Annotated in this window: 14 protein-coding genes; 6 read left to right on the top strand and 8 right to left on the bottom strand. The window is 66.4% G+C overall.

The genetic code is table 11. The annotated features are described in order from the left end of the window. Window positions 1-31: 31 nt before the first annotated feature. Together L1081_RS08150 and map are read right to left on the bottom strand one after the other, a co-directional pair. A complete protein-coding gene (locus tag L1081_RS08150; RefSeq protein ID WP_489415976.1) occupies window positions 32-2,638 on the bottom strand; it encodes a [protein-PII] uridylyltransferase in 2,607 nt (868 codons plus the stop codon). 34 nt (window positions 2,639-2,672) lie between these two features. Next, a complete protein-coding gene (gene map, locus L1081_RS08145; RefSeq protein WP_489415975.1) occupies window positions 2,673-3,497 on the bottom strand; it encodes a type I methionyl aminopeptidase in 825 nt (274 codons plus the stop codon). Between the two features lie 196 nt (window positions 3,498-3,693). Here map and purL point away from each other — a divergent pair, with 196 nt between their 5' ends. Continuing rightward, window positions 3,694-7,743, top strand: coding sequence for a phosphoribosylformylglycinamidine synthase (gene purL / locus L1081_RS08140; RefSeq protein ID WP_489415974.1), 4,050 nt, complete (start codon window positions 3,694-3,696; stop codon window positions 7,741-7,743). 69 nt (window positions 7,744-7,812) lie between these two features. Here purL and L1081_RS08135 read toward each other — a convergent pair whose 3' ends face one another. The 6 genes from L1081_RS08135 to L1081_RS08110 all read right to left on the bottom strand — a co-directional run bounded on the left by L1081_RS08135 (window position 7,813) and on the right by L1081_RS08110 (window position 12,572). Beyond that, a complete protein-coding gene (locus L1081_RS08135; RefSeq protein WP_021007205.1) occupies window positions 7,813-8,598 on the bottom strand; it encodes a peptidylprolyl isomerase in 786 nt (261 codons plus the stop codon). 126 nt (window positions 8,599-8,724) lie between these two features. Further along, window positions 8,725-9,006 (bottom strand): BolA/IbaG family iron-sulfur metabolism protein, encoded by a 282-nt coding sequence (locus tag L1081_RS08130; protein WP_489415973.1) that lies wholly within the window; start codon window positions 9,004-9,006, stop codon window positions 8,725-8,727. Then, window positions 9,003-9,545, bottom strand: a complete 543-nt coding sequence (locus L1081_RS08125; protein ID WP_021007207.1) for a septation protein A — start codon at window positions 9,543-9,545, stop codon at window positions 9,003-9,005. The genes L1081_RS08130 and L1081_RS08125 overlap by 4 nt, the downstream gene beginning before the upstream one ends. After that, window positions 9,542-9,952, bottom strand: a complete 411-nt coding sequence (gene msrB, locus L1081_RS08120; protein ID WP_124957863.1) for a peptide-methionine (R)-S-oxide reductase MsrB — start codon at window positions 9,950-9,952, stop codon at window positions 9,542-9,544. The genes L1081_RS08125 and msrB overlap by 4 nt, the downstream gene beginning before the upstream one ends. Next, window positions 9,949-11,430 (bottom strand): protein adenylyltransferase SelO family protein, encoded by a 1,482-nt coding sequence (locus L1081_RS08115; RefSeq protein WP_489415972.1) that lies wholly within the window; start codon window positions 11,428-11,430, stop codon window positions 9,949-9,951. The genes msrB and L1081_RS08115 overlap by 4 nt, the downstream gene beginning before the upstream one ends. Window positions 11,431-11,495: 65 nt before the next feature. Continuing rightward, on the bottom strand, window positions 11,496-12,572 hold the full coding sequence (locus L1081_RS08110; protein WP_489415971.1) for an AraC family transcriptional regulator ligand-binding domain-containing protein: 1,077 nt from the start codon (window positions 12,570-12,572) through the stop codon (window positions 11,496-11,498). Window positions 12,573-12,772: 200 nt separating this feature from the next. Between L1081_RS08110 and L1081_RS08105 the strand changes: the two genes are divergently transcribed. The 5 genes from L1081_RS08105 (at window position 12,773) to L1081_RS08085 (ending at window position 20,196) form a co-directional block, all read left to right on the top strand. Then, complete coding sequence (locus L1081_RS08105; RefSeq protein WP_489415970.1) at window positions 12,773-14,575, top strand: carboxylesterase family protein; 1,803 nt, start codon at window positions 12,773-12,775, stop codon at window positions 14,573-14,575. A gap of 129 nt (window positions 14,576-14,704) precedes the next feature. Further along, window positions 14,705-16,351: a 3-(methylthio)propionyl-CoA ligase gene (locus L1081_RS08100; RefSeq protein WP_489415969.1), complete on the top strand. Its 1,647-nt coding sequence runs from the start codon at window positions 14,705-14,707 to the stop codon at window positions 16,349-16,351. Between the two features lie 140 nt (window positions 16,352-16,491). Further along, window positions 16,492-17,721 carry an ABC transporter substrate-binding protein gene (locus tag L1081_RS08095; protein ID WP_489415968.1) on the top strand — a complete coding sequence of 410 codons (1,230 nt, stop codon included), beginning with the start codon at window positions 16,492-16,494 and terminating at the stop codon, window positions 17,719-17,721. Window positions 17,722-17,922: 201 nt separating this feature from the next. Then, on the top strand, window positions 17,923-19,161 hold the full coding sequence (locus tag L1081_RS08090; protein WP_489415967.1) for an ABC transporter substrate-binding protein: 1,239 nt from the start codon (window positions 17,923-17,925) through the stop codon (window positions 19,159-19,161). Window positions 19,162-19,242: 81 nt separating this feature from the next. Further along, a complete protein-coding gene (locus tag L1081_RS08085; RefSeq protein WP_012748031.1) occupies window positions 19,243-20,196 on the top strand; it encodes a branched-chain amino acid ABC transporter permease in 954 nt (317 codons plus the stop codon). The last annotated feature ends 2 nt before the right edge of the window (window positions 20,197-20,198 follow it).

Below are 20,198 nucleotides of genomic sequence, written 5' to 3'. Positions count from 1 at the left end.
GCCCGCGGATGAAACAAGCGGCAAGCGCGCCTCAGGAGGCCAGCGCTTCCATCAGGTCGGTCTCGATGGCCAGCTGCGTCTTCTGGCCCTGCAGTTCGGGCCCGCTGATCAGGAAGGTGTCTTCCACGCGCTCGCCGAGCGTGGTGACCTTCGCGAGCTGCAGGTTCAGGTGATGCCGGGCGAGCACGCGCGCCACCGAGTAGAGCAGCCCGGCACGGTCGCTGGCCGAGATGTTGAGCAGCCAGCGCTGCGCCTTGTCGTCGGGCAGCAGGCTGATGCGCGGCTTGATCGGAAAGCTGCGTACGCGCCGCGACACGCGGCCCACGCTGGGCGGCGGCAGGGGGCCGGCTTCGGTCAGCGTCTGCGCCAGGCCCGACTCCACCATGCTGATGAGATCGCGGTAGTGGTCGGGCAGGAAGGTGGTCACCACCTGAAACGTGTCGAGCGCGTAGCCGTTGGTCGCGGTGTGTACTTTCGCATCGAGGATGCTGAACGAGGACTGGTCGAAGTAGCCGCAGATGCGCGCGAACAGGTCGGGCTGGTCGGGCGTGTAGACCACCACCTGCAGGCCTTCGCCCACCGGCGAAAGACGGGCCCGCACAATCGGCGGCGCCTTGGGGTCGACCGGCACGTTGGGCGGCGGCACGAAGCGCGAGAGCTGCTTGGCATGCCAGGCGATCTCGGTGGCTTCGTGGCGCATGAAGTAGCCGACGTCGAGCGTGGCCCACAGGGCCTTGTGGGCCTCGAAGGGCTGCGCGTGCAGGGCAAGCTGCACCAGCGCCTCGCGCTTGCGCGATTCAACCTCGGCGTCGGGGTCGGGCATGCGGCCGCCGAGCGCGCGCAGCGTGTAGCGGTACAGGTCTTCGAGCAGTTTTCCCTTCCAGGCATTCCACACGCGCGGCGAGGTGCCGCGGATGTCGGCCACCGTCAGCAGGTAGAGCGCCGTGAGGTAGCGCTCGTTGCCCACGCGCCTGGCGAAGGCGCCGATCACCTCGGGGTCGCTCAGGTCCTGCTTCTGCGCGACCTGGCTCATCACCAGGTGCTCGGCGACCAGGAATTCGATCAGCCTGGAATCCTCGCGCGCGATGCCGTGCTGCTTGCAGAAGCGCTGCACGTCGCGTGCGCCGAGCGTGGAATGGTCGCCGCCGCGTCCCTTGGCGATGTCGTGGAACAGCGCCGCTACGTAGAGGATCCACGGCTTGTCCCAGCCTGCCGCGAGCTGCGAGCAGAACGGGTATTCATGCGCATGCTCGGCAATGAAGAAGCGCCGCACGTTGCGCAGCACCATCAGGATGTGCTGGTCCACCGTGTACACGTGGAACAGGTCGTGCTGCATCTGCCCCACGATGCTGCGGAACACCCGCAGGTAGCGACCCAGCACCGAGGTCTGGTTCATGAGCCGGAACGCGTGCGTGATGCCGTAAGGCTGCAGCAGGATGCGCATGAAGGTCTGGTGGTTGACCGGGTCGTTGCGGAACTTGCTGTCCATCACGTGGCGCGCGTTGTAGAGCGCGCGCAGCGTGCGCGCCGACAGGCCCTTCACGCCGATGGTCTTCTGGTAGAGAAGGAAGGTCTCCAGAATGGCGTGCGGTTCGCGCTCGTAGAGGTCGTCGCTCGCAATCTCGATGAGGCCCGCGCGCTCGAAGAAGCGCTCGTTGATCGGCGTGTGCTGCTCGTCCACCGGCTGCAGCCGCTCCGCGATGTTCAGCAGCAGGATCTGGTTGAGCTGCGACACCGCCTTGGCCGCCCAGTAGTAGCGCCGCATCAGCGCCTCGCTGGACTTGCGCTGCGATTCGCTTTCATAGCCGAAGCTCGCGGCCACCGCGGTCTGCAGGTCGAACACCAGGCGGTCCTCGCGCCGGTTGGCGATCACGTGCAGGCGCGCGCGGATCAGCGAGAGCAGCGCTTCGTTGCGCTTGATCTGCTGCGCCTCGAAGGAGGTGGCCAGGCCGTTCTTGGCAAGGTCGTCCCAGCGGCTGCCGAAGCCGGCGGCCTTGGCCATCCAGAGGATGGTCTGCAGGTCGCGCAGGCCGCCCGGCGATTCCTTGCAATTGGGTTCGAGCGCGTAGGGCGTGTTGTCGAACTTCTGGTGGCGGTGGCGCATTTCCTGCGACTTGGCCACGAAGAAAGCCTGTGGATCGATGGCGCGTGCGAAGCGCCTGCGGAAGCCCACGAAGAGCTTCTTGTCGCCCGTGATCAGCCGCGATTCGAGCAGCGAGGTCTGGACCGTGACGTCCTTTTCGGCCTCTGCCAGGCATTCGTCGACGGTGCGCACGCTGGAGCCGATCTCGAGCCCCGCGTCCCAGCAGTGGCCGATGAAGGCCTCGATGCGGGCGGGATCGATCGCGCCGGCCTCGCCCTCGGGCGGCAGCAGCAGCAGCACGTCGACATCGGAGTAGGGAAACAGTTCGCCGCGGCCGAAGCCGCCCACGGCCACCAGCGCGAGCGCGTCGCCGAAATCGGCTTCGCGCCAGAGCGCGCACAGCGTCTGGTCGGCCAGGGCCGACAGCTGCCGCAGCACCGTGTGCACGCTGCGCGTGGGCGCGCGCGCAAAGCGCAGGGTGTCGAACAGCGCCAGCTTCCTGGCGCGATAGGCTTCGCGCAAGGTGGCGACATCGATCTTGGCGGGTTCGATCACGGCTGTGTCCGGGGCCGTGCGCCGCTCGCGCGGCTCACGTTTTCGTGGAAGTGACGAACGAGGGCAGGGGTGGGCTGCCTTCCGACAGCGTGAGCACCTCGTAGCCCGTTTCGGTGACCAGCACCGTGTGTTCCCATTGCGCCGACAGCGAATGGTCGCGGGTGACGATGGTCCAGCCGTCGTACTGGCCGCCCTTGAAGTCTTCCTTCACCTCTCGCTTGCCGGCGTTGATCATCGGCTCGATGGTGAAGATCATGCCGGGCTTGAGTTCTTCCAGCGTGCCCGGACGGCCGTAGTGCAGCACCTGCGGTTCTTCGTGAAAGCGCTGGCCCACGCCGTGGCCGCAGAATTCGCGCACCACCGAGAAGCCCTGGCCTTCGGCGAATTTCTGGATCGCATGGCCCACGTCGCCCAGGTGGGCGCCGGGTCGCACCTGCAGGATGCCGTGCCACATGGCCTCGAACGTGATGCTGCACAGGCGCTTGGCGGCAATGGAGGCATCGCCGATGATGAACATGCGGCTGTTGTCGCCGAACCAGCCGTCCTTGATGACGGTCACGTCGACGTTCATGATGTCGCCCTTCTTCAAGGGCTTGTCATTGGGAATGCCGTGGCAGACCACGTGGTTCACCGAGGTGCAGAGCGACTTCGGAAAGGGCACGCTGCTCGCGCCCATGTAGCCCACGGTGGCCGAGGTGGTGCCCTGCTTGACCATGTATTCGGCGGCCAGGCGGTCGACGTCGTTCGTGGTGATGCCGGGCTTGATGAGGGGCGTGAGGTAGTCCAGCACCTCGGAAGCCAGGCGGCAGGCGACGCGCATGGCTTCGATGCCTGCGGCGTCTTTGTAGGTAATGCTCATCCCGGAATTATCCCATTCAGCAGATGAACCTGCCCCCAACGCGGGGCACTTCGTGTCCCGCTGCCCCCCGAGGGGGACGGCCATCTTGGGGCGGCCCGGCGATGGCCTAAAATTCAGGGCTTACGCGGATGGCCCCAGTCAGCGGCCATCCGCCCAGATTTCTTGATTCCCAACGCGGCCCCAGGCCCATTCGACCGTGACGCAGCCCGCATCCCAAGCCCTTCCCGTCGTAACCTTTTTCGAGGGCGGCAGCGCACTCAGCGATTTCCGCGCGCGGCAGCTGCTGCCGAAGCTGCAGGCGATCGATGCGCGCATCGAGGGCGTCAGCGCCCGTTTCGTGCACCTGGTGGTCACCGACGCGGCGCTCGATGCGGCCGGCCAGGAGCGCTTCGCAGCGCTCCTGGCCTACGGCGAGCCCTTCGAGGCGCCGGCCAAGGCGGGCACCTCGGTGGTCGTCACGCCGCGCCTGGGCACCGTCTCGCCCTGGGCTTCCAAGGCCACCGACATCGCCCACAACTGCGGCCTGGCGCTGCGCCGGGTCGAGCGGGTCATCCAGTACCACCTGAAGCTCAAGGCCCCGCTGATCGGCAAGGCGCCCGTGCTCGAGGGCGACCTGCTGGCGGCAGTGGCCGGCCCGCTGCACGACCGCATGACCGAATCGGTGCTGGCCACGGTGGAGCAGGCCGCCAGCCTGTTCAGCGAGTTGCCGGCCCAGCCGATGGCGCTGGTCGACGTGCAGGGCGGCGGCCGCGCCGCGCTGGTGGCGGCCAACACGGGTTTCGGCCTGGCGCTGGCGGAAGACGAGATCGATTACCTGGTCGAAGCCTTCACCCGGCTCGGGCGCAACCCGAGCGACGTCGAGCTGATGATGTTCGCGCAGGCCAACAGCGAGCACTGCCGCCACAAGATCTTCAACGCCAGCTTCACCATCGACGGCCAGGCCCAGCCGCAGAGCCTGTTCTCGATGATCCGGCACACCGAGAAGCAGAACCCGCAGCACACCGTCATCGCCTATGCCGACAACGCCTCGGTGATGGAGGGCACGACGCTCGAGCGCTTCATTCCGGCTTCGGACTCGCAAAGCTATCAAAAAGATAGCGCGCTGAGCCATGTGCTGATGAAGGTCGAGACGCACAACCATCCGACCGCCATTTCTCCGTTCCCGGGCGCCTCGACCGGCGCGGGCGGCGAGATCCGCGACGAAGGCGCCACCGGCCGCGGCTCGAAGCCCAAGGCCGGCCTGACGGGCTTCACGGTGTCGAAGCTCTGGCCGGAAGAGGGCCATTACGGCAAGCCCGAGCACATTGCCAGCCCGCTGCAGATCATGACCGAGGGCCCGCTGGGCGGCGCCGCGTTCAACAACGAATTCGGCCGTCCCAACCTGCTGGGCTACTTCCGCGAATATGAACAGACCGTGGCGAGCAACGTCGACACGGTGCAGCGCGGCTATCACAAGCCCATCATGATCGCGGGCGGCCTTGGCAGCATCGACGCCACGCAGACCAAAAAGATCCAGTTCCCGGCCGGCTCGCTGCTGATCCAGCTCGGCGGCCCCGGCATGCGCATCGGCATGGGCGGCAGCGCCGCCAGCTCCATGGCCACGGGCGCCAACGCGGCCGAACTCGATTTCGACTCGGTGCAGCGCGGCAACCCCGAGATCGAGCGCCGTGCGCAGGAGGTCATCAACCACTGCTGGCAGCAGGGCGCGGCCAACCCGATCCTTGCGATCCACGATGTGGGCGCGGGCGGCCTGAGCAATGCCTTCCCCGAACTGACCAACGACGCCGGCCGCGGCGCGCGCTTCGACCTGCGCGCCGTGCCGCTCGAAGAATCGGGCATGGCGCCCAAGGAAATCTGGTGCAACGAAAGCCAGGAGCGCTACGTGCTGGCCATCGCGCCCGAATCACTCGAACAGTTCAAAGCCTTCTGCGAGCGCGAGCGCTGCCCGTTCTCGGTGGTGGGCGTGGCGACCGAGGAGCGCCAGCTGCTGGTGGCCGACGAAGGCACTGCGCGCAGCGAGGACACGCCGCAGCCCGTCGACATGCCAATGGACGTGCTGCTCGGCAAGCCGCCCAAGATGCACCGCGACGTGAAGAGCGTCGCCCGCACGTTCAAGCCGCTCGACCTCACGGGTGTCGACCTGCAGAAGGCCGCCATCGACGTGCTGTCGCACCCGACTGTGGCCTCCAAGCGTTTCCTCATCACCATCGGCGACCGCACCGTGGGCGGCCTGAGCCATCGCGACCAGATGGTCGGCCCCTGGCAGGTGCCGGTGGCCGACTGTGCCGTGACGCTGGCCGACTACAAGGGCTTTGCCGGCGAGGCGATGAGCATGGGCGAGCGCACGCCGCTGGCCGCACTCGACGCGCCGGCCTCGGGCCGCATGGCCGTGGCCGAGGCCATCACCAACCTGCTGGCTGCGCCGATCGAGCTTTCGCGCGTGAAGCTCTCGGCCAACTGGATGGCGGCCTGCGGCGAGCCCGGCGAAGATGCCGCGCTGTACGAGACCGTCAAGGCCGTGGGCCTGGAGCTGTGCCCGGCGCTGGGCGTGTCGATTCCGGTCGGCAAGGATTCGCTGTCGATGCGCACGCAGTGGAAAGACGGCGACGAAGCCAGGAAGGTCACCTCGCCCGTGAGCCTGATCGTGACCGCCTTCGCCACGCTGGCCGACGTGCGCGGCACGCTCACGCCGCAGCTCGACGCCACGGAGTCCGACACCACGCTGGTGCTGATCGACCTGGGTCGCGGCCAGCACCGCATGGCCGGCAGCATCCTGGCGCAGACGCTGAACCAGAGCGGCGACACCGTGCCCGACCTCGACGATCCGGCGCAGCTCGTCGCGCTGGTCAATGCCGTGAACGCGCTGCGCGCCGACGGCAAGATCCTGGCCATGCACGACCGCAGCGACGGCGGCCTGTTCGCCACCGCCTGCGAAATGGCCTTTGCCGGCCACGTGGGCGTGGCGCTCAACGTCGACATGCTGGTGACCGAAGGCGACGGCATCTCCGACAGCCGCATGGAAACCGGCGACGCCAAGAACTGGGCGCAGCAGGTCAGCGCGCGGCGCGAGGAGCTCACGCTCAAGGCGCTGTTCAACGAAGAGCTCGGCATGGTGCTGCAGGTGCGCACCGAAGAGCGCAACGACGTGATGCAGGTGCTGCGCGCCCACGGCCTCAGCGCCCACAGCCACTTCGTTGGCAAGACGCGGCCCGCCAGCTCCACGATGGATGCCGGCAAGGGCAAGCTCGAAGTCTGGCGCGATGCCAAGTCGGTGTTCAGCGCAACGCTGCAGGACCTGCACCAAGTGTGGGATTCGGTCAGCTGGAAGATCGCGCGCGAACGTGACAACCCGGCTTGCGCCGATGCAGAGCATGCCGCGGCCGGCGAGCCTTCAGACCCCGGCATGCACGTCTTCCTCCCTCTCCCTCCGGGAGAGGGCAGGGGTGAGGGCGGCGGCGTCAACGCCCCCGCGATCCTCCAATCACGCCCCAAGGTTGCGATCCTGCGCGAGCAGGGCGTCAATTCGCATGTCGAGATGGCCTACGCCTTCACCGAGGCCGGCTTCGAAGCCTTCGACGTCCACATGACGGACCTGCAGGCGGGCCGGGCGGACCTCGCCGACTTCAAGGGCGTGGTGGCCTGCGGCGGCTTCAGCTACGGCGACACGCTGGGCGCCGGCATCGGCTGGGCGCGCAGCATCACCTTCAACCCGAAGCTCGCCGAGCAGTTCAAGGCCTTCTTCGGCCGCGAAGACACCTTCGGCTTGGGCGTGTGCAACGGCTGCCAGATGTTCGCCGAGCTGGCCGACATCATTCCGGGCGCCGAGGCCTGGCCGCGCTTCACCACCAACCAGAGCGAACGCTTCGAGGCGCGCCTGTCGATGGTCGAGGTGCTCGAATCGCCGAGCATCTTCTTCGCGGGCATGGCGGGCACGCGACTGCCGATCGCGGTGGCGCACGGCGAGGGCTATGCCAACTTCAAGCACCGCGGCGACGCCGCCAAGGCCATTGCCGCCATGCGCTTCGTGGACAACCACGGCAACCCGACCGAGCAGTACCCGTTCAACCCGAACGGCAGCGCCGGTGGCCTGACTTCGGTGACCACGCCGGACGGCCGCTTCACCGCGGTGATGCCGCACCCCGAGCGCGTGTTCCGCAACATCCAGATGAGCTGGACCGGCGGCGACAGGAGCGAGCTGAGCCCCTGGATGCGCATCTGGCGCAATGCGCGCCGCTGGGTGGGCTGAAAGAAAAAGCCCGGAACGAAAAAGCGGCCCGCGGGCCGCTTTTTTCATGGGTCGGGAAAGCCGCGGGGCTTACTCGACCTTTGCCTTCGCGCGCAGCTCTTCCTGATACTTCTGCAGGCGCTGCTGCTGCAGCTGCTGGGTGATCTGCGGCTGCACTTCTTCCAGCTTCGGCAGTTGCGCCTGGCGGATGTCATCGACGCGGATGATGTGATAGCCGAACTGCGTCTTGACGGGGGCGGCCGTGGTCTCGCCCTTCTTGAGCTTGATCATCGCCTCGGAGAACTCGGGCACGAAGCTCGCGGGGTTGGCCCAGTCGAGATCGCCGCCGTTGGCGCCCGATCCCGGGTCCTTGCTCTGCTTCTTGGCGATGTCCTCGAACTTGGTGCCCTTCTTCAGGTCGGCCATGATCTTCTTGGCCTGGTCTTCGGTCTCGACCAGGATATGGCGCGCCTTGTATTCCTTGCCGCCATTGGCCGCCACGAACTTGTCGTACTCGGCCTTCACGTCGGCGTCCGAGACCGGGCTGGTCTTGCGGTAGTTCTCGAACAGTGCGCGGATCAGGATGGCCTGGCGGGCGAGTTCGAGCTGGTTCCTGTAGTCGTCGGTAGCGTCCAGGCCCTGCTTCTGCGCTTCCTGCATGAACACTTCGCGCGCGACGATTTCCTCGCGCAGCTGGCCCTGCATTTCCGGCGTGACCGGGCGGCCGGCCGCGGCCAGCTGCTGGGCCAGCACGTCCATGCGCGCCTTGGGCACGGGCTTGCCGTTGACGATGGCTGCGTTCTGCGCCACGGCCGCCAGAGGAATCGCACCGAGCAGCGCTGCGGCCGCAACGGCCTGCAAGAGTTGTTTTTTCATGAAATGAATATCAGGCTGGAGGGGAAATGCGCGTGTAGGAAAAGCGCGTGGAAAAAAGCGGAGGAGCGGGAAGAAAGGGGGCGGGGCTGCCGCGGCCGTATCGGCGCGTGCCGGCAATCGAACGACTCAGAGCACCTCGATGGCGATGGCGTGCAGACCCTGTGCGATAAAAACTTGGAGGGCATCATACACAAGGCGATGGCGCGCCACGCGGGGCTTCCCTTCGAACAGTGGGGAGGCAATGCGAACCCGGAAATGGGTGCCGTGGCCCTCGGCATTGGCACCGGCATGGCCCGCGTGGGCGCCGCTCTCGTCGATCACCTCGAGCGTGGTGGGCCGGAGCGCTTCACACAGCGCCGCTTCGAGGTCGCGTGCGGTCGGCAGGGGGTGGCTCAAGGCAGCACTCATGATGCGGGCTTGTCGTCGCCCTTGAGGTGCGGCGAGATGTAGAGGCCCTGCGCCACCAGGAACACGATCGGGAACACGTAGCCCCAGAGCTTGAAGTTGACCCATGCCTCGGTGGTGAAGTACGCCGCCACGTAGCCGTTGATGGCCGCCATGAAGAGGCAATAGCCGATCCACGCCACGTTCAGGCGCCCCCAGATGCGGTCTGGCAGCTGGAGCTGCGAGCCCAGCAGCATCTTGAGGAAGTTCTTCTTCAGCGCCCAGAGCGCCACCGCCAGGGCAATGGCCATGGCGCCGTAGAGCACCGTGGGCTTCCACTTGATGAAGCGGTCGTCATGCAGCACCAGCGTGAGCGTGCCGAACAGCAGGATCAGCACCAGCGTGGCCTTCTGCATGGCCTGCAGCTTGCGGTCCAGAGCGTAGATGATGCCCATCTGCAGCACGGTGGCGGCCATCAGCACGCCGGTGGCGGTGTAGATGTCGGCCAGCTTGTAGGCGCCGAAGAACAGCAGGATCGGAAAGAAGTCGAGGATCAGTTTCATTTTTTCTTGAAGTCGAGCGAGGCCGAGTTCATGCAGTAGCGCAGGCCGGTTTCGGTGGGGCCGTCGGGAAACACGTGGCCCAGGTGGGCGCCGCAATTGGCGCAGACGTTCTCGGTGCGCACCATGCCGTGCGAGCGGTCGACGATGTTCCTGATGGCGCCCGGCACGGCCTCCTCGGAAAAGCTGGGCCAGCCGCAGCCCGCGTCGAACTTGGTGCCCGATTCGAACAGCTTGGCGCCGCAGCAGATGCAATGGTAGGTGCCGTCATCCCAGTGCGCCTCGTACTTGCCGGTGAAGGGCCGTTCGGTGGCCGCGTGGCGCGTGACCTCGAAGGCCGCGGGCTCGGCGCCTTTTTCGGCAAGCAGGGCCTTCCATTCGGCGTCGGTTTTCTCGATGGGAGTGGTCATGATGAGCAGCTGATTTCGATCGTGGAGGCCCAGTCGGGCGGGAACCCGGCATAGGCTTCGGCGCCGGGATGTTCTTCAGATGGGGTTTCGAGCAGGGCCAACAAGGTTGCCACAGCCGAGAAGTCTTTCTGGCTCGCCGCTTCGATGGCTTGCTGGCCCAGGTGGTTCCGCAGCACGTACTTCGGATTCGACTTGAGCATCAGGTCCGCGGCTTGGGCGCGCGGCACCTGCGCGTGCCGCTGCGAAAAGGATAGCAGCCAGGCATCGAAGCCCGCGCGGTCCAGGAACAGGTCGCGCACCGGTTCGGCGTTGCCGCCGGCCAGGTGCTGCGAAAGGCGGCGCCAGAAGATGGTGTAGTCGACCTTTTCGGCGGCCAGCAGCTTCAGCACGCCCTCGATGAGCGCGCGGTCGCCTTCGGCGGGCTCCGCGAGGCCGAGCTTGGCGCGCATGCGGCCATCGAATTCGCGCGGGAAAACCGTCTTGTAGGACTCCAGCGCGGCGACGGCGATTTCCTGGTCGCCGATCAGCGGCAACAGCGCCTGCGCGAGGCAGAACAGGTTCCAGTAGGCCACGTTGGGCTGCTGGTTGAAGGCGTAGCGCCCGCTGGTGTCGCTGTGGTTGCAGATGTGGCGCGGATCGAAGCCGTCCAGGAACTGGAACGGCCCGTAGTCGATGGTGAGCCCGAGGATGCTCATGTTGTCGGTGTTCATCACGCCGTGGCAGAAGCCCACGGCCTGCCACTGCGCGAGCAGGGCGGCGGTGCGCTCGCTCACGGCTTCCAGGAACGCCGCGTAGGCATTGCCGTTGAAGCGCTCGGTGGTGCGGCAGGCCGGGTAGTAGCGGTCGATGACGTAGTCGGTCAGCGCGCGCAGTTCGGCATCGCGCTGGTTGGCCGCAAAGTGCTCGAAGTGGCCGAAGCGGATGAAGCTGGGCGCCACGCGGGTCACGACGGCGGCGGTTTCGGGCATTTCGCGGTACACGCGGGCGTCGGAGCCTGTGACGCAGAGGGCGCGGGTGGTTGGGATGCCCAGGCCGTGCATGGCCTCGCTACAGAGGAATTCGCGGATGCTGGAGCGCAGCACGGCACGGCCGTCGGCGCCGCGCGAGTAGGGGGTGCGGCCTGCGCCCTTGAGCTGCACTTCGAGGCCGCCCTCGGTTTCGCCGAGCATGATGGCGCGGCCGTCGCCGAGCTGGCCGGCCCAGACGCCGAACTGGTGGCCGCTGTACACGGTGGCGAAGGGTTGCGTGCCGGCGACGGGCAGGTTGCCGGTCAAGGCCGACAGCGTGCTGTCCGATTGCCGCCAATCGGCCGGCAGGCCGAGCATGCGCGCCGCTGCCTCGCTATGGCCCACCCAGTAGGGATCGGGCAGGGGCGTCGGCCGCAGCTCGGTGAGAAAGGCGGGGCCCAGCGCCCGGAATCCGGGTTTCCAGCGCAATCCCAGGTCCGCGGCGGCCGTGTCTTCAGCAAGCAAGCTCATGCCCGGATTGTCCGGCAGAGCGCGAGACCCCTGGCGATGCGGGCCATCGGGAGGTCAAGACCCGTTCAGTGGGCCAGCGCCGGCGTGTCCCAGATGCGCGCCCGGTACTGGGCGGGCGGCAGCCCGAACCAGCGCTTGCAGGCCCGGAAGAAGTTGCTGCTGTCGACGAAGCCGAGCATGTCGGCCACGTCGGTGAGCGTGTGGCGGTCTTCCGCCAGGTACTGCTGCGCCAGTTCGCGGCGGGTGCGGTCGAGCAGCGACTGGAACGACACCGACTCCTGCTGCAGCCTCCGCTGCAGCGTGCGCTCCGCGAGGCCGAGGCCGGCGGCCACGTCCTGCCGGCGCGGTTCGCCTTGCGGCAGCCGCCGTGCGATCTCGGCGCACACCAGGGTGCTGGTGGTGGTCTGGCCCAGCAGGTTCAGCTGGTCGTCCAGCAGGTGCTCCTGCATCTCGCCGAGCGCCGGGTGATGGGTGGGCAGCGGCATCGCCATGTCGGCCGCCGACAGCAGCAGCCGGTTGGCCGGCGCGTTGTAGCGGATGGCGCAGCCGAAGGCCTCGCGGTGCAGCCGGTCGTCGGCCGGCGGCGGATAGACGAATTCGAGCGCGAGCGGCTGCAGCTCGCGCCGCGTGAGCCACTGGCACTGCATGAAGACGGTCAGCAGGGCGTATTCGACGCGCTGGCGCGGAATCGGGAGGCTGCCGCCGGTGTGCTCCATCACCATCCAGCAGCCGCGCGCATCGCGCTGCAGCGAGAAAGCGGTCGCGTCGGAGATCACCGCCATGTAGCGCGTGAGCCGCACGAGCGCCGCGCCCAGGTCTGCACTGCAGGCCATGGCGTGGCCGACCGTGCCCAGCTTGCTGTGCGTGGCGGCCAGGTCGCGGGCGAGGCCCAGCGTGGGCTTGCCGGCGCGCGCCACCGCGAGTTGCCAGAGCACCGAGATCTCGTCGACCGGCACGCGCGCGTTCTGCCGGTGCAGCGAGTCGGGGTCGAAACCGGCGTCGCGCAGCAGCGAAGGCACGTCGAGCCCTTCGGCCTCGAACATCGAGAGCACGCCTTCGAGCCAGGCGGCCGAACTGGTCCGTAGCTCGGGCTGCTGCGCGCAGCCGGACCGGCGTTGCGGCCGGCGCTGGGCATGCGGCATGGAGGCTCCTGAAGTCATTGAATTGGCGCGCTTGCGATAGCGGCGGAAACGGCGTGCGTTCCTAGAATTTTTTAGGGGTTCGGCGGGCCGGAGTATGGCCACCGGACGCGCAGGCAGGAATTCCGATTAACCCGGTGTGGAGACAAAAAATGAATACGGCACTGACAGCAGCGGTACGCGCCCGGCCAGAAAACCAGGGCATGACGGCAACGACCACAGCGGCGCGGGCCCTGGCCGCGGCGGCCTGTCTGGCCCTTGCGGCCTGCGGCGGCGGCTCCTCGGGCTCGTCGTTCTCGTTCCTGCCGGCCGCGCCGCCTGCGTCGCCGCCACCACCACCGGCCGCGCCGCCACCGGCCGCCGATGGTCCCATGGTGCGCCAGACCACCGCCGGCAAGATCGAGGGCGTGGACGACAGCGCCAGCTCGGGCACCTGGTTCTGGAAGGGCATTCCCTTCGCGCAGCCGCCGGTCGGCGCGCTGCGCTGGCGTGCGCCGGTGGAACCCGAGGCTTGGAGCGGCATCCGCCCGGCCGCGAAGTTCGGCAATGCCTGCCTGCAGATCGGCCGCCTCTTCAGCCCCGGCGCCAACAACACCTACGACGCCTCCATCGGCACCATGCTGGGCAAGCCGGTCGGCAGCGAGGACTGCCTGTTCGTCAACATCTGGCGGCCCGCGACGGACGAGCGGAACCTGCCGGTGCTGCTGTTCGTGCACGGCGGCAGCAATATCTCGGGCTACACGGCCGATCCGCTCTACGACGGTGCCCGGCTCGCGAAGGCCGCCAACGCGGTGGTCATCACCGCCAGCTACCGCCTGGGCATCCTGGGCTTCCTGAACATGCCGCAGCTGCGCCCGGGCGGCAGCGCGGGCGACGACTCGGGCAACTTCGCGCTGCTCGACAACATGGCGGCGCTGCGCTTCATCAAGAACAACGTCGCGAGCTTCGGCGGCGATCCGGGCAACGTCACGCTGTCGGGCGAATCGGCCGGCGCCACCAACCTGCTGGCGGTGATGACCTCGCCGATGGCCAAGGGCCTGTTCCACAAGGCCTTCGAGATGAGCGGCGGCATCTCGCTCGCGAGCAACCTGCCGCCAGGCACGCTGCCGACGCTGGCGCCGGCATCGGCTTCGCTCGCGCAGGGGCAGGCGATCCTCGAGAAGCTGCTCGTGGCCGATGGCACCGCCGCCGACGCGGCCGCCGCCAAGGCCTACATCGGCACGCGCACGCCGGCGCAGATTGCCGAGTACCTGCGCGCCCAGGAGGGTGGGGCGATGCTGGCCACGGCGGTTGCCAACGGCCTGGGCAGCGTCGCGCCGATTCCCGACGGCACGGTGCTGCCCGTGGATCCGATCGGCGCCATTGCGGCCGGCAACTACGCCAAGGTGCCGATGCTCGCGGGCAACACGCGCGACGAGGGCAAGCTCTTCGCCTCGCTGCTGGGAACCATCGGCTTCCCGAAGCCGGGCTGGATCGTCACCGATGCCCAGCGCTTCTCGATGATGTTCGGCTTCGACCCCGACGCGCCGTCCACGCTCACGGTGGCCGACATCATCGATCCGTTCTACCTTCCGGTAGACACGCCCGTCACGGGCTACAACGCGGCGACCGCCGTCATCACGAAGGGCCTGTTCGAAGCCAACCGCGACAACCTGCTCAACACGATGAAGACGCAGCAGTCGAACATCTGGCACTACCGCCTCGACTGGGCGCAGGAGCCCTCGCCGTGGAACGACGTGTACGGGGCCTCGCATGCCTTCGACCTGCCCTTCGTGTTCGGCAACTTCGGCGGCTCGCTGCTCAGCAACGTGATGGGCGGCAAGGCCAACCAGCCGGGCCGGCTCGCCCTGTCCAACGCCGTCATGGCCAGCGTCGGCGCCTTCATGCGCAAGGGCGACCCGAACACGCCCGAACTTGGTGCAACCTGGGCGACATGGCCGTCGCAGCTGCGGCTCGACGCCACGGCCTCGGCGGCCGTGATCACACCGGTGCAGGCCGTGCCTTGAGCGCGGCTCCGATGAGCCGCTCCGTTCAATCCGGCAGTGCGGGTTTGTGTCATTGTGGAAGTGGCCGAAGCTTGCGTGAATCCGTTGTTCGCAAGCTTTCATGAAGTCATTTCAAAAAGGAGTCCGTAGATGCTGGGTTTGATGCAAGACCAACCGCTTTTGATCTCGTCGCTGATCGAGTTCGCCGAGCGCCACAACGGCGACGGCGAGATCGTCTCGCGCCGGGTCGAGGGCGACATCCACCGCACGACGTGGGGCGGTATCGCATCGCGCGCCCGGCAGGTGGCCAATGCGCTGGACGGCGAGCAATTGCTGTTCAGCGACCGCATCGCCACCCTGGCGTGGAACGGCTACCGGCATCTGGAGCTGTACTACGGCGTGAGCGGCAGCGGCCGCGTGCTGCACACCATCAATCCGCGCCTGCACCCCGACCAGATCGCCTGGATCGCCAACCACGCCGAAGACCAGATCCTGTGCTTCGACCTCAGCTTCCTGCCGCTGGTGCAGGCAGTGCATGCCAAGTGCCCCACGATTCGGAAATGGATTGCACTTTGTGATGTCGACAAGCTGCCGGCGGACAGCGGCGTGCCCAACCTCGTGAGCTACGAAAGCTGGATCGGCGGGCAGTCCACCGGCTACGACTGGCCCACCTTCGACGAGAACTCGGCCTCGAGCATGTGCTACACGAGCGGCACCACGGGCAACCCCAAGGCCGCGCTCTACAGCCACCGCTCGACCATGCTGCATGCCTACGCCGCGGCCCTGCCCGACGTCATGCGGCTGTCGGCGCGCGACTCGGTGCTGCCGGTGGTGCCGATGTTCCACGTCAACGCCTGGGGCATTCCGTACTCGGCCGCGCTGGTGGGCTGCAAGCTCGTGTTTCCCGGCCCGGCGCTTGATGGCAAGTCGGTGTACGAACTGATCGAATCGGAGGGCGTGACCTTCGCGGCCGGCGTGCCCACCGTGTGGCAGATGATGCTCGGCCACATGCAGTCCAACGGCCTGAAGTTCAGCAAGCTCAACCGCACCGTCATTGGCGGTTCGGCCTGCCCGCCGGCCATGATCACGGCGTTCCAGGAGAACTACAACGTCGAGGTGCTGCATGCCTGGGGCATGACCGAGATGAGCCCGCTGGGCACGCTGTGCACGCTCAAGAACAAGCACCTGTCGCTGCCGCCCGACGCGCAGCTGCAGATCCGCATGAAGCAGGGCCGCGCGATCTTCGGCGTCGACATGAAGATCGTCGACGGCGACGGCAAGGAACTGCCCTGGGACGGCAAGGCCTACGGCGACCTGTTGGTCAAGGGCCCGTGGATCGTGAAGGAATACTTCAAGGGCGAGGGCGGCGATCCGCTCATCCGCGACGAGCAGGGCCGCGGCTGGTTCCCCACCGGCGACGTTGCCACCATCGACGCCGAGGGCTACCTGCAGATCACCGACCGCAGCAAGGACGTGATCAAGTCCGGCGGCGAGTGGATCAGCTCCATCGAGATCGAGAACATCGCCGTCGCGCACCCGGCCGTCGCCATGGCCGCCTGCATCGGCGTGTACCACCCCAAGTGGGACGAGCGGCCGATCATCGCGGTGGTGAAGAAGCCCAACGCCGAGGTCGCGCGCGAGGAACTGCTGAAGTTCTACGAGGGCAAGACTGCCAAGTGGCAGATTCCGGACGACGTGGTTTTTGTCGAGGCGATCCCGATCGGTGCCACCGGCAAGATCCTCAAGACCCGGCTGCGCGAACTGCTCAAGGACTACAAGCTTCCCACCACCACCTGACCAAGCGCCAAAGCCCCGCTGCACTGTCGCGCATGCGATAGCAAGGCCGCTTCGGCGGCCTTGCTTCCGGGCAATCCCTGTGCGGCGAAGAAAAGGGCGCTTGTACGCTGGCATCCCGCCTTTCACTTCGGAGACTCTTCATGCAATTTGCCATCAAGTCAGCAGCCGCCTGTGCCATGTTGGTCGGCATGACGGCCGCATTCGCCCAGAAGGGCGAGACCGTCAAGATCGCCTGGCTCGATCCGCTGTCGGGCCTGATGGCGGCGGTGGGAACCAACCAGCTCAAGACCACGCAGTTCCTGGCTGAAGAGTTCAACAAGAAGAATGCCTCGGGCGTGAAGTTCGAGATCATTGCCATCGACAACAAGCTGAGTCCGCAAGAGACGACCGCGGCGCTGCGCTCGGCGCAGGACCAGGGGGCGCGCTACATCACCCAGGGCAATGGCTCCGGCCCGGCGCTGGCAATCATCGATGCCGTCGAGAAGAACAACGCGCGCAATCCGGGCAAGGAGCTGCTCTACCTGAACTATGCGGCGGTCGATCCAGACCTCACCAACAGCAAATGCAGCTACTGGCACTTTCGCTTGGACGCCGACACCTCTATGAAGATGGAGGCGCTGACCACCTGGATGAAGGACCAGGCCGATATCAAGAAGGTCTACATCATCGGGCAGAACTATGCGCACGGCGTGCAGGTGTCGAAGTTCGCCAAAGAGAACCTCAAGACCAAGCGCCCCGATATCCAGATCGTGGGCGACGACCTGCACCCGCTCGCCCAGGTGCGCGACTTCTCGCCCTACATCGCCAAGATCAAGGCATCGGGTGCGGACACCGTCATTACCGGCAACTGGGGTTCCGACCTGTCGCTGCTCATCAAGGCGGCCAACGACTCGGGCCTGGACGTCAAGTTCCTCACCTACTACGCATTCGGCACCGGCACCCCAACGGCCATGGGCGCCACCTCCGCCGGCAAGATCTACACGGTGGCCTATGGCCACTACAACATGGGCGGCGAGATCCAGAAGCTGCTCGCCGGCTACAAGAAGAAGATGAACGACGACCTGACGCAATCGTCGATCTATCACACGTTCGCGCTGCTTGACGCCGCCTTCGTGCAGACCAGGTCGACCGATCCGGTCAAGGTGGCCGCGGCGCTCGAAGGCATGAAGATCAAGAGCTTCAACGGCGAGGTCGAGGTGCGCAAGGCCGACCACCAGCTGCAGCAGGGCCTCTACATCTCGCGCTGGGAAAAGGCCAGCGCCAAGTACCCCTACGACGCCGAGAACACCGGCTACACCAATGTCCCCGTGAAGTACTACGAGTCGTATGTGGCCAGCACGCCGACGACTTGCCAGATGAAGCGCCCTTGAGCGTCTTTGTGAACGCATTTCCTACTCGTGGGTAGAAGCTGTTTACCCTTAGGTAGAAATTGGAGAAATGCGCTGTCGCCTGCGCGATAGAAACGGGCCTTTGCGGCCGCCCCCTTCGGGCATTCCCTGAGGGGAGGGGCAGTGAACGCTTGTACGCTCGTGCAAGTCTTTTTGATTCGGTTTGACCAGGAGATATAGATCGTGAAGTTCGCTCTGAAAATCGCTACCGCAGCCATCCTTGCCGCAAGTGCCGCCGGCGCACTGGCCCAGAAGGGTGAAACCGTCAAAATCGCGTGGCTCGACCCGCTGTCGGGCCTGATGGCCGCGGTCGGCACCAACCAGCTCAAGACCTTCCAGTTCCTGGCCGAGGAGTTCAACAAGAAGAACGCGGCCGGCGTGAAGTTCGAAGTCATCGCCATCGACAACAAGCTCAGCCCGCAGGAAACCACCAGCGCCCTGCGCTCGGCCATGGACCAGGGTGCGCGCTACGTGGTGCAGGGCAACGGCTCCGGGCCGGCGCTGGCCATCATCGACGCGCTCGAGAAGCACAACGCCCGCAACCCGGGCAAGGAAGTGCTCTACATCAACTACGCGGCCGTCGACCCCGACCTCACCAACAGCAAGTGCAGCTACTGGCACTTCCGCCTCGATGCCGACACCTCCATGAAGATGGAAGCGCTGACCGCCTTCATGAAGGAGCAGCCCGACATCAAAAAGGTCTACCTCATCAACCAGAACTACTCGCACGGCCAGCAGGTCTCCAAGTTCGCCAAGCAGAACCTCAAGGACAAGCGGCCCGATGTCGAGATCGTGGGCGACGACCTGCATCCGTTGGCCCAGGTGCGCGACTTCTCGCCCTATATCGCCAAGATCAAGGCCTCGGGTGCCGACACCGTCATCACCGGCAACTGGGGTTCCGACCTGGCACTGCTCATCAAGTCGGCCAACGACTCGGGCCTGAACGTCAAGTTCTACACCTACTATGCCGTGACCAACGGCACGCCCACCGCCATGGGCGCGGCTTCGGACGGCAAGGTCTACCAGGTGGGCTACAGCCACTACAACGCGCCCGGCCCCGTGCAGCCGCTGATGAACGAGTTCAAGAAGAAGTTCAACGACGACATGTACACCACCGACATCTACACGGTGTACGCCATGCTCAGCGAAGCCTTCGTGCGAACCAAGTCGACCGAGCCCGTCAAGGTGGCGGCCGCGATGGAAGGCATGAAGTTCAAGAGCTTCAACGGCGATGTCGAGATGCGCAAGTCCGACCACCAGCTGCAGCAGGGCCTGTGGATCACGCGCTGGCAGAAGGCCGACGCCAAGAACCCCTACAGCCCGGAGAACACCGGCTACACGCTGGCGCCCGTCAAGTTCTACGAAGCCTACGTTGCGAGCACGCCCACCACGTGCCAGATGAAGCGGCCCAACAACTCGTGATCGCCTGATCGCGCGCCGACCGGTCGAGGCCCGACTTCAACACTCGGGCCTTTTTCTTTTCTTACCTGACACGAAAGACCGATGAACGTCGAATTCTTCGTCATCTCGCTGCTCAACGGCGTCAGCTACGGGCTGCTGCTGTTCATGCTGAGCTCCGGCCTTACGCTGATCTTCAGCATGATGGGCGTGCTCAACTTCGCGCACGCCAGCTTCTACATGCTGGGCGCCTACATCGCCTACACGCTGTCGGGCATCGTCGGCTTCTGGCCGGCGCTGTTCATCGCGCCGCTGCTGGTGGGCCTCCTGGGCGCGGCCTTCGAGCGCTACAGCCTGCGCCGGGTCCACAAGTTCGGCCATGTGCCGGAGCTTTTGGTGACCTTCGGGCTTTCGTACCTCATCCTGGAGCTGGTGCAGCTCGCCTGGGGGCGCTCGACGGTGCCCTACGGCCTGCCGCCGCAGCTGCAGGGGCCGCTGTTCTCGCTGTACGGCACGCAGTTTCCCAAGTCGCGCTCGTTCATCATGCTGGTGGCGGTGCTGATGCTCATCTCGGTGTGGCTGCTGCTCACGCGCACGCGCATCGGCCTGGTGATCCAGGCGGCGCTCAAGCACCCCGACATGGTCGAGGCGCTGGGCCACAACGTGCCGCGCGTCTTCATGCTGGTCTTCGGCGGCGGTGCCGCGCTCGCGGGTCTTGCGGGCGTGGTGGGCGGCAACACCTATGTCACCGAGCCTGCGATGGCGGCTTCGGTCGGCTCGATCATCTTCGTGGTGGTGGTGGTCGGCGGCATGGGCTCGCTGGCCGGCGCATTCCTGGCGTCGCTCTTGATCGGCATCATCCAGACCTTCGCGGTGGCCATGGACCAGTCGTTCGCCGGCGGCCTGCAGATGCTGGGCTTTACCGTGACCGACCAGACCTTCGGCTACGAGCTGCTCAAGCTCACGATCTCGCAGGTCGCGCCGATCCTGCCGTACCTGTTCCTGGTGCTGATTCTCATCTTCAGGCCCAAGGGTCTTCTTGGCACCCGGGAGGACTGAAA

It is taken from the genome of Variovorax sp. MSC1_012 (assembly GCF_023667525.1).
Taxonomy (GTDB): Bacteria; Pseudomonadota; Gammaproteobacteria; order Burkholderiales; family Burkholderiaceae_C; genus Variovorax; species Variovorax beijingensis_B.
The sequence above is the reverse complement of the archived record's forward strand: the minus strand, read 5'-3'. Positions and strand labels throughout refer to the sequence as shown.

Coding starts and splice junctions, on each gene's coding strand:
- L1081_RS08095 (WP_489415968.1), top strand. CDS start 16,492: ATGCAATTTGCCATCAAGTCAGCAGCCGCCTGTGCCATGTTGGTCGGC.
- L1081_RS08085 (WP_012748031.1), top strand. CDS start 19,243: ATGAACGTCGAATTCTTCGTCATCTCGCTGCTCAACGGCGTCAGCTAC.
- L1081_RS08100 (WP_489415969.1), top strand. CDS start 14,705: ATGCTGGGTTTGATGCAAGACCAACCGCTTTTGATCTCGTCGCTGATC.
- map (WP_489415975.1), bottom strand. CDS start 3,497: ATGAGCATTACCTACAAAGACGCCGCAGGCATCGAAGCCATGCGCGTC.
- L1081_RS08110 (WP_489415971.1), bottom strand. CDS start 12,572: ATGCCGCATGCCCAGCGCCGGCCGCAACGCCGGTCCGGCTGCGCGCAG.
- msrB (WP_124957863.1), bottom strand. CDS start 9,952: ATGACCACTCCCATCGAGAAAACCGACGCCGAATGGAAGGCCCTGCTT.
- L1081_RS08105 (WP_489415970.1), top strand. CDS start 12,773: ATGACGGCAACGACCACAGCGGCGCGGGCCCTGGCCGCGGCGGCCTGT.
- L1081_RS08115 (WP_489415972.1), bottom strand. CDS start 11,430: ATGAGCTTGCTTGCTGAAGACACGGCCGCCGCGGACCTGGGATTGCGC.
- L1081_RS08130 (WP_489415973.1), bottom strand. CDS start 9,006: ATGAGTGCTGCCTTGAGCCACCCCCTGCCGACCGCACGCGACCTCGAA.
- L1081_RS08125 (WP_021007207.1), bottom strand. CDS start 9,545: ATGAAACTGATCCTCGACTTCTTTCCGATCCTGCTGTTCTTCGGCGCC.
- L1081_RS08135 (WP_021007205.1), bottom strand. CDS start 8,598: ATGAAAAAACAACTCTTGCAGGCCGTTGCGGCCGCAGCGCTGCTCGGT.